At 43.8% G+C, this 9802-nt stretch carries 11 protein-coding genes; 10 read left to right on the forward strand and 1 reads right to left on the reverse strand.

The genetic code is table 11. From position 1 onward, the window contains the following. Nucleotides 1-67: 67 nt before the first annotated feature. Nucleotides 68-433, reverse strand: coding sequence for a hypothetical protein (locus tag AB6E30_RS10535; RefSeq protein ID WP_017059645.1), 366 nt, complete (start codon nucleotides 431-433; stop codon nucleotides 68-70). A 252-nt stretch (nucleotides 434-685) separates the two neighbouring features. On the opposite strand from AB6E30_RS10535, the gene ccoN reads away from it, so the two are divergent. The 10 genes from ccoN to uspE all read left to right on the forward strand — a co-directional run bounded on the left by ccoN (nucleotide 686) and on the right by uspE (nucleotide 9690). Then, a complete protein-coding gene (gene ccoN, locus AB6E30_RS10540) occupies nucleotides 686-2119 on the forward strand; it encodes a cytochrome-c oxidase, cbb3-type subunit I (protein WP_009846707.1) in 1434 nt (477 codons plus the stop codon). An 11-nt stretch (nucleotides 2120-2130) separates the two neighbouring features. After that, a complete protein-coding gene (ccoO, locus tag AB6E30_RS10545) occupies nucleotides 2131-2751 on the forward strand; it encodes a cytochrome-c oxidase, cbb3-type subunit II (RefSeq protein WP_017059643.1) in 621 nt (206 codons plus the stop codon). Nucleotides 2752-2760: 9 nt separating this feature from the next. Then, a complete protein-coding gene (locus AB6E30_RS10550) occupies nucleotides 2761-2934 on the forward strand; it encodes a CcoQ/FixQ family Cbb3-type cytochrome c oxidase assembly chaperone (protein ID WP_004733679.1) in 174 nt (57 codons plus the stop codon). Continuing rightward, entirely contained in the window at nucleotides 2934-3908 is a 975-nt protein-coding gene (gene ccoP / locus AB6E30_RS10555) for a cytochrome-c oxidase, cbb3-type subunit III (protein ID WP_017063857.1), read from the forward strand. The genes AB6E30_RS10550 and ccoP overlap by 1 nt, the downstream gene beginning before the upstream one ends. Before the next feature lie 108 nt (nucleotides 3909-4016). Further along, a complete protein-coding gene (locus AB6E30_RS10560; RefSeq protein WP_017059641.1) occupies nucleotides 4017-4496 on the forward strand; it encodes a FixH family protein in 480 nt (159 codons plus the stop codon). Nucleotides 4497-4501: 5 nt separating this feature from the next. After that, nucleotides 4502-6874 (forward strand): heavy metal translocating P-type ATPase, encoded by a 2373-nt coding sequence (locus AB6E30_RS10565; protein WP_372103529.1) that lies wholly within the window; start codon nucleotides 4502-4504, stop codon nucleotides 6872-6874. Next, nucleotides 6874-7110 carry a cbb3-type cytochrome oxidase assembly protein CcoS gene (gene ccoS, locus AB6E30_RS10570; protein ID WP_017059639.1) on the forward strand — a complete coding sequence of 79 codons (237 nt, stop codon included), beginning with the start codon at nucleotides 6874-6876 and terminating at the stop codon, nucleotides 7108-7110. Before AB6E30_RS10565 ends, ccoS begins: the two co-directional genes overlap by 1 nt. Further along, on the forward strand, nucleotides 7100-7774 hold the full coding sequence (locus tag AB6E30_RS10575; RefSeq protein ID WP_372103532.1) for a sulfite exporter TauE/SafE family protein: 675 nt from the start codon (nucleotides 7100-7102) through the stop codon (nucleotides 7772-7774). Before ccoS ends, AB6E30_RS10575 begins: the two co-directional genes overlap by 11 nt. A gap of 86 nt (nucleotides 7775-7860) precedes the next feature. Continuing rightward, entirely contained in the window at nucleotides 7861-8607 is a 747-nt protein-coding gene (locus AB6E30_RS10580; RefSeq protein WP_017059637.1) for an FNR family transcription factor, read from the forward strand. Between the two features lie 132 nt (nucleotides 8608-8739). Next, nucleotides 8740-9690, forward strand: a complete 951-nt coding sequence (gene uspE / locus AB6E30_RS10585) for a universal stress protein UspE (protein WP_017070547.1) — start codon at nucleotides 8740-8742, stop codon at nucleotides 9688-9690. Nucleotides 9691-9802: the final 112 nt, after the last annotated feature.

Raw genomic sequence — 9802 nt, forward strand, 5'->3', positions numbered from 1 at the left:
ATTGTGTTTCACTGATTTGGTACATGTTTCTATCAAAAGAACCAAGGTGTGCCCCAGTTTCTCTCTGTTACTCCTTAGAAAGGTTTACAGAAAACGTGCTCACCTGTTGTGGAAATGTAACCGTTATTGAGGAGGTCTTATCACTAGTTTGTAACAGCCAATTTGATGGTCCTTTTTCTTCCAGAATTCCGCTTTCATTATAGCTAATGATAAATTTGCCAGTTTTAGATGTTTCGATCGAATACCCTAGGTTATTGCTTGAAACTGAAACATTATGATTATCAATACCAAATTTACAAGGTTTTGAAACTATACAGTTTACTGTTTCGTTATTATCGTATGTTACTGTTCTCCAAGTAAATGCAGCTATTAAAATAACCAACATGACGATAATTTGAACAAGCCTGCCTTTTGTTAGCTTTTGTGCCGCCATTATAATCTTTACTCCTTGTTACAAAGTTCAAAGTTTTTAAATAAAAATCCAATTCCAGACCAAGCGTAAGGTTACTACTCTGTCATTGATTTGTTAATTCAAGTATAGTGTCGCGTTGAAAATGCCACTTTTTTTTAAAATCAGCAAGTGGAAATAAAGCCCTGAATAGGCTGAATTTCCTTTTCTAATTTGGGTGGCATTACGACGTGAGTCGTGTTGGAAGTAAAGTGTAGTAAATAAGAAATTGGAAGCATGCAAATGAGCCAAGAAAAGCAGCTTGAACAAAACTACAACTATACGGTCGTCCGTCAATTTACCCTAGTTACAATTTTGTGGGGTATTGTCGGTATGGGCGTTGGTGTTTTGATTGCCGCTCAATTAGTTTGGCCACAGCTAAACTTTGATACGCCGTGGTTGACGTACAGTCGTTTACGTCCCCTGCATACTAATGCGGTTATTTTTGCGTTCGGTACAAGTGCGCTGTTTGCAACATCATATTATGTTGTACAACGTACCTGTCAGACGCGTCTCTTTGGTGGCCCTCTCGTAGCCTTTACCTTTTGGGGTTGGCAAGCGATTATCCTGTCCGCTGCAATTACTTTACCGTTAGGTTTAACCTCTGGTAAAGAATACGCAGAACTTGAATGGCCAATCGATATTGCTATTACTCTTGTGTGGGTAGCTTATGCGGTCGTGTTCTTCGGAACCATGATTAAACGTAAGACATCGCACATTTACGTAGCAAACTGGTTCTTCGGAGCCTTCATTATCACGGTTGCCGTGTTGCACATTGTTAACAGCCTAGCTGTTCCTGTCTCTGCGTTTAAATCGTACTCGATTTATTCCGGAGCGATCGATGCAATGGTGCAATGGTGGTACGGACACAATGCGGTAGGCTTCCTATTGACAGCTGGTTTCCTAGGCATGATGTACTACTTCGTTCCTAAACAAGCTGGTCGCCCTGTTTACTCTTACCGTTTGTCGATTGTTCACTTCTGGGCTCTCGTGTCTCTGTATATCTGGGCTGGTCCTCACCACCTACACTACACTGCACTTCCTGACTGGACTCAATCTCTAGGTATGGTTATGTCTTTGGTTCTGTTTGCTCCATCTTGGGGTGGCATGATCAACGGTATTATGACTCTATCTGGTGCGTGGCATAAGCTTCGCTACGACCCAATCCTACGTTTCCTAATCGTTTCTCTATCATTCTACGGCATGTCGACTTTCGAAGGCCCAATGATGGCAATCAAAACGGTTAACGCACTATCTCACTACACGGACTGGACTATCGGTCACGTTCACTCTGGTGCGTTAGGTTGGGTTGCAATGGTTTCTATCGGTTCGGTTTACCACTTAGTTCCTAAACTATTTGGTCAAGAGCGTATGTACTCTGTATCTCTAATCAATGTTCACTTCTGGTTGGCAACGATTGGTACGGTTTTCTACATTGTTGCAATGTGGATCTCTGGCGTGATGCAAGGTCTGATGTGGCGTGCAGTTAACTCTGACGGTACATTAACTTACAGCTTCGTTGAATCTGTAGAAGCGTCTTACCCGTTCTACTTTGTACGTTTCTTAGGTGGTTTCATCTTCCTGTCAGGTATGTTCTTAATGGCATACAACACGTACAAAACTGTTTCTGCACCTAAAGATAGCCTTAAAGCTATCCCTCAACCGGCTTAAGGAGATTTAGAATGAGCTCAAATTCAAATAATCGCCATGAGTTGGTAGAGAAGAATGTTGGCCTACTAGCGATTCTTATCGTTATTGCTATCAGTTTTGGTGCTTTAGTAGAAATTACCCCACTTATTTTCCAAAAGCAGACTACTGAACCTGTAGAAAATCTACGTGTTTACTCTGCTCTGGAAATGGAAGGTCGTGATATCTACATTCGCGAAGGTTGTAACGTATGTCACAGCCAAATGATTCGTCCTTTCCGCTCTGAAACTGAACGTTACGGTCACTACTCTGTAGCTGGCGAAAGCGTTTGGGAACACCCATTCCTATGGGGTTCTAAGCGTACTGGTCCTGATTTAGCGCGTGTTGGTGATCGTTACTCTGATGAGTGGCACCGCGTTCACCTTATCGACCCTCGCGAACTTGTTCCTGAATCAAACATGCCTGGTTTCCCATGGCTTGCTGAGAATGTACTTGATGGCAAATTGACTAAACAGAAGCTTGAAATCTTCCGTAATCAATTTGGTGTTCCTTACACAGACGAACAAATTGCTAACGCTAAACAAGATGTTGAAGGAAAAACAGAGATGGATGCAATCATCGCTTACCTTCAATCGCTTGGCCACGCAATGAAATAAGGAATAATTATGGACATTATTACATTTCAAAGTGTTTGGACTGTTACTGTTTTTGCTTGTTTCATCGGCATCGTTTGGTGGGCTTTCGGTAAAAATCGTAAGTCGCGCTTCGACGAAGATGCAAACCTAGTGTTCGCTGATGAAGCACCTGCGAAAGATAAAAATCAAGGAGTGACGAAGTAATGAGTACATTCTGGAGTATTTGGGTAACAGTAATCACAATCGGTACATTGATTGGCTGTGCAGCCTTACTTCGTTGGTGTTCCAACGATAAAACAGGTGTAGAAGAAGGTCAGGATATGGGCCATGAATACGATGGTATTCGTGAGCTTAATAACCCGCTACCTAAATGGTGGACATACCTTTTCGTTAGCACAATTGTGTTTGCAGCTGTTTATCTAGCTCTATACCCAGGCCTTGGCAACTTTAAAGGTCTACTAGGTTGGACGAGTTCAAACCAAACAGTTCGTAGCGTAGAAGAGTCTCGCTCTGCAATCGCTGCTGCGCAAGCAAACAAACAGTTAGACGCATACGCGAAAGAACTTGATGATGCTGACACCTACTTTGGTGAAGCTTTCAGAAAGCTAGCTCACGACGAAAACGGTCTACGTTCTGTCCCTGACATTGCATCAGATGCCGATGCAATCAAAGTGGGCCAACGTTTATTCCTACAAAACTGTTCTCAGTGTCACGGCTCTGATGCACGTGGTCAGAAAGGTTTCCCGAACCTAACTGATGACGCATGGCTATATGGTGGTGAACCACAAGCTATCGTTACTACCATCATGCATGGTCGTGTCGGTCAAATGCCAGGTTGGAAAGACGCTCTTGGCGAAGAAGGCGTAAAAGAAGTAGTTAGCTACACGCTTAGCCTTTCTGGTCGTAGCGTAAACGCACGTGAAGCAGAGGCTGGTAAAGCGCGCTTTGTAGTGTGTGCAGCCTGTCACGGTACTGATGGTAAGGGTAACCCTGCTGTTGGCGCACCTGACTTGACTGACCGCGACTGGCTATTTGGCGATTCTCGCGCTGATGTGACGGAAACAGTCATGTACGGACGTTCTGGTGTAATGCCGGCTTGGAAGGACATCCTCGGTGAGGATAAGGTTCAGCTCGTCTCTGCCTACGTCTGGAGCCTCAGCAACTCAGATAAAGAGTAACATAATAATAACAGCCCCTTCTTAAGGGGCTGTCTTTCTTTTACAGTTATAACCTTAAGTGTTTGTAAAAATTAGTTTTATTTCATTGTATATATTGAGAATAATAATATGGAACAACCTTGGTATAAGCAGTTTTGGCCGTGGTTTTTGATCTTCCTAACCGTTGGCGTTTCTATGCTAACATTGGTTCGAGTCGCGATACTTACCAACCATTCAGTTAACGTTGTTACTGAAGATTACTATAAAAAAGGTAAAGGTATTAATGTCGACATTTCGAAAGTCAATGTTGCTAAAGAGCTTGGCTTATCAGCTTCAGTTAGCGAGAAAGGTAACTCAGTTATCATTACTCTCGACAAAGGCAAACTAGACCACTTCCCTGCTATTAGCGCAATGTTCGTGCACCGAACGCTGCCTGACCGTGATTTTACTCAGCTACTGACCGCTGATGCGAGAGGCAACTACACGTTGACTCTGGATCATGAAATGCAAGGTCCATGGTTTATCGAGCTTTCTCCGCATGATTCTGAATGGTTAGTGCAAGGTCGCATGAACTTCCCTATTGATACTCCTACTCAACTAACGAACTAAATCTTATGTGTGAATCCTGTTATCACTGCGGTGAAGATGTACCAGCGGAAACGGATTTTAAAGTAGAAATCTTAGGATCGGTACGACCTATGTGTTGTCCGGGTTGCGAAACCGTAGCCCAGACAATCGTTGATAGCGGTCTGGTCTCTTACTACCAATATCGTACCGCTCCAGCTGAAAAAGCGGATCTCGTGCCAGAGCAACTTCTGGCACTCAGTCATTACGACAACGAAGATGTTCAATTGGAGTTCGTCCGTAACTCTGAAAACACCTCTGAAGTGACATTGTCACTAGAAGGTGTCTCTTGTGCTGCTTGTGCTTGGCTTATTGAAAAGCAAGTCTCTTCAAAGTTAGGGGTTGTTAGTATTCGTGTTAATACCACGACTAACCGCGCCCTGCTCAGTTGGGACAACACTCAGACGAAACTGAGCGAGCTGTTGTCTGCAATCCATACCTTAGGCTACAAAGCCGCACCATTCGAAGCTGATCAACAAGAAGCCGCCTATCATCGTTCGATGAAGAATTATCTCTATCGTCTTGGCATTGCTGGTTTAGCAACCATGCAGGTCATGATGCTGGCTGTTGCGCTTTATCTTGAAGTCTTTGGTAACCTTGAGCCCGAATTCAAAAGCTACTTCCGTTGGGTGAGCTTAATCTTTGCAACACCGGTTCTGCTCTACTCTGCATTGCCTTTCTATATCAACGCGTGGCGTAGCCTCAAAGGTCGAACATTGGGTATGGATGTACCTGTGTCGATCGCTCTTTTGTTTGCCTACGTTGCAAGTTTGGTCGCAACGGTGACAGAGAAAGGTGAAGTATTCTTCGAATCTATCTCGATGTTTACCTTCTTCCTACTGCTTGGTCGTTTCCTTGAAATGCGCGCTCGTCGTAAAGCCGCCGCTGCTAGTGGTAACCTGCTTAAGCTCGTTCCTGCTATGGCAACAACGTTAGATGGCGAACAAGTTCCAGTCAAAACCTTAAAAGTTGGCGACCAAATTCGCGTTCTACCGGGTGAGCACATTCCTGCCGATGGCAAAGTATTGTCTGGCAGAGTCCATATCGATGAATCGATGCTGACTGGCGAATCTATCCATGTGGTCAAAAACGAAGGCGATACCGTCTTTGCTGGTACATTGAATGGTGATGAATCATTTGAATTGGAAGTAATGACGTCAAAAGCGGATTCGGTTATTTCCAATATCGTTCGCCTGCAAGACGAAGCGCAATTGTCTAAACCCCGCATTGCAGAAATTGCTGATGTTGTGGCTCGATACTTTGTTGCGGTGATCTTAATCATCTCATTCGGTACTTGGTTTTACTGGCACCAAACACGACCAGAAGACGCTTTCTGGATCATGCTTTCGGTATTGGTCGCAACGTGCCCTTGTGCTCTGTCACTTGCAACACCGACGGCGATTACTTGCTCAACGTCTCGCATGGGTAACTTCGGTATTTTGCTGCGCAAAGGCCACGTATTCGAAACCTTGTGTAAAGTAAATCACTTGATCATCGATAAAACAGGTACATTGACTGAGGGTGATATTCGTATCAGCCAAGTTGAAACCTTCGCTGAACTTGATAAAGACACTTGTCTCAAAGTAGCGGCGAGCCTGGAACAACACGCTAACCACCCTATCGCTAAAGCGTTTAAGACTCATATTTCAGATGATATCGAAGTAGAGTTTGTCAATAACGTAATTGGTTCAGGCATCACTGGTGAGTGGAACTGCCAAGAAGTTGCGATTGGTAGTAGCGAATTCATTCTAGGCGAAGCTCAACCATCGGAAAGCAACGGCATTTACTTGTCGATGGCGGGCCGTCATATCGCGACGTTCACTTATGAAGATCCCATTCGTAAAGAAAGCATTGAGTTTATTAAGCAATTTAAAGAAGCGGGCATCAAAACAACTCTACTTACTGGCGATTCTTTGATCAATGCGAAGCCTGTTGCTGAAGAGATCGGTATTACTGATATTGTTGCTAACGCGAAACCTGAAGATAAACTTGCTTACTTGAACTCTCGAGATGCAAGTGACATTACTATGATGGTTGGCGATGGGATAAACGATGCCCCTATTCTTGCGGGTGCTCACCTTTCTGTCGCTATGGGCGGCGGTACGGATGTGGCGAAAGCCTCTGCGGATATGGTGTTGTTGGGTGATAAGCTTGATAGATTACTTAAGTCGCGTACTTTGGCGTTAAAAACGCGTAAGATAATTCGTGAAAACCTAGCTTGGTCATTAGGGTATAACTTACTGATCCTTCCATTGGCCGTAGCGGGTTTGGTTGCTCCATACATTGCCGTTGTGGGCATGTCTGCCAGCTCTATTATTGTTGTGTCTAACTCGTTAAGGCTTTTAAAAGAGCAAGGTAAATAATGGAAAGTTTATACATTCTGATCCCCATTGCGATTGTTCTGGTGTGCATCGCTGTTGGTATTTTTCTATGGGCGGTGAAGAGCGAACAGTTTGAAGACCTAGAACGTCAAGGTCACAACATTCTGTTTGATGAAGACGAAAAGGCTCACAACCATTCTGATAGCAAACCTGTCAAGAATGAGAAAGCCAACAGCGAAAGCCAAACTAACGTAGACAAAAAGAACGATGACGCCTGATTGGATCGGAGCCTTTGTTGTTGGATTGATCGGCGCAGGCCATTGCATGGGAATGTGTGGTGGTATTGCGTCGCTTCTTTCGATTGGCAACAGTAAACCTTCCCCTGCTATTCCCCTACTTTATAACCTAGGGCGCTTGCTAAGTTATGCCGTGATTGGTGGTGTGATTGGCGGTGCAATCTCTTCGATAGGTCAGCTAAGCGATTTTAACGCTCTGCTGGGTTGGCTTCGATTATTTGCTGCTGCCTTTATGATCGTCTTAGGTTTGTATATCGGTAAATGGTGGTTCGGCTTGTTGTTCTTTGAAAAAGTCGGACAGAAGCTATGGCGCTATATCTCTCCTTTAGGTAAATCATTTCTACCATTGAAGCACCCTAGCCACGCTTTGCCGTTTGGCTTTATTTGGGGTTGGCTACCATGTGGCTTAGTTTACTCAATGCTTACGTGGGCGGCCGTATCAGGAAGTTGGTACAACGGTGCAGGTATCATGCTTGCTTTCGGTTTAGGTACGCTTCCAGCAATGCTCACAGTAGGCATGGGCGCTAATTTCCTCAAAAAACTGCAACAAGCTGACTTATTTCGCCAATTAGGCGCAATTTTAATCCTCCTTTACGGTTTCTATACCGGATATATGGCATTGCAGCTCATTATTTATACCGTATAGGTAATCTTTAAATCCGGTTTTTTTACTACCCAACTGGATAAAGGAATGCTAAAATATTGACGTATATCAAATAGTGAAAGATTGTTATGATTTCTGAAAAGCCTGTGACGAAACGTGTTCAGTCTGGTGGCTGTGCGATCCATTGCCAGGATTGTAGTATTAGCCAGCTCTGTATTCCGTTTACTTTGAATGAATCTGAACTCGATCAACTTGATCAGATCATTGAGAGAAAAAAGCCTATTCAAAAAGGTCAAGAGTTATTTAAAGCCGGTGACGAGCTTAAATCTCTATATGCTATTCGCTCTGGAACGATCAAGAGCTACACGATTACTGAGCAAGGTGATGAGCAGATTACTGCGTTCCACCTAGCGGGCGATCTTGTTGGCTTCGATGCGATTACTGGTGACCAACACCCTAGTTTCGCACAAGCGCTAGAAACTTCTATGGTATGTGAAATCCCATATGAGATTCTTGATGACCTATCAGGAAAAATGCCTAAATTGCGTCAGCAAATTATGCGCCTGATGAGTAATGAGATTAAAGGTGACCAAGAAATGATTCTGCTTCTTTCTAAGAAGAACGCGGAAGAGCGCCTTGCTGCATTCCTTTACAACCTTTCTACTCGCTTCTCTCAACGTGGCTTCAGCCCGCGTGAGTTCCGCCTAACGATGACTCGTGGTGATATTGGTAACTACCTTGGTTTGACTGTTGAAACAATTAGCCGTCTTCTAGGCCGTTTCCAAAAAGCAGACATCTTGAGCGTTAAAGGCAAATATATCACTATCGAAGATCACGATGCGTTGATGGAACTTGCTGGCGTTTCAAAAGAATAGTCTAGATATCAATGATGTAGTTCAATAATGAGCTACATCATGTTTCTCTCTTAAAACCTCTTATATTTCTCTTAATCTCTCCATAACTACGCTACATTATTTATATGTTCGGTCTGAAAAGTAGGCTTAGTTATGAGTATCTATAACAAAATTTTAGTTGTCGCAGACATTAATCACGATGAGCAACCTGCTCTAGTTCGTGCTATCCAACTTGCTAAGAAAAGCACCTCAACAAGCCACATCACTTTCTTTTTGTCGATATACGACTTCTCGTATGAAATGACATCTATGCTCTCTATCGATGAAAGAGACGCAATGCGCAAAGGCGTAATTCATCAACGCGAAATTTGGATGAATAAAGTCGCAGAACCTTACCTAGATGATTCTATTGAATTTAATGTACAAGTGGTTTGGCACAACCGCCCATACGAAGCGATCATTGCCGAGGTTTACAGTGGTGAGCACGACATCTTAATCAAAGGTACGCGTAAACACGATACTTTGGAATCTGTCATCTTCACTCCAACCGACTGGCATCTGTTGAGAAAGTGCCCTAGCCCAGTGCTATTGGTTAAAAACGATTTCTGGCCAGATCACGCGAAGATTTTTGCTTCAGTTCATGTAGGTTCTGAAACAGAAGCTCATTTAGAGCTTAACGATACGATGGTCGACAGATTGCTAGAGATCACCGGTCGTTTGGATGCGGAACCGTTCTTGGTGAATGCCTACCCTGTGACACCTGCGAATATTACCATTGAACTGCCAGAGTTTGATCCAACGTCTTATACCGATGCGGTTCGTGGCCATCACTTAACGGCAATGAAAGCATTGCGCCAGAAGCACGGTATGTGTGAAGAACAAACTGTGGTTGAACAAGGCTTGCCAGAAGATGTTATTCCTCGCGTCGCTTCTGAAAATAACGCTGCGATGGTGATTCTGGGTACAACGGGTCGTACTGGCTTGTCTGCCGTGTTTATTGGTAATACCGCGGAACATGTTATCGATAAGATTAACTGTGATGTGTTGGCTCTTAAACCGTCTGGTTACGTCAGCCCACTAGACCCTAACCTTTCGAAAGGTTAGGTCAGGGATAGTTTAACTTATAAAAAAACGCCTCAAGCATTGCTTGAGGCGTTTTTGTTGTGCGCCGAGCATGGCGTTGATCTAGGAGGTGAAAGTCCTCTACGGGCTCAGT

This window comes from Vibrio sp. 10N.247.311.12 (genome assembly GCF_041467515.1).
GTDB classification, from domain to species: domain Bacteria; phylum Pseudomonadota; class Gammaproteobacteria; order Enterobacterales; family Vibrionaceae; genus Vibrio; species Vibrio crassostreae_C.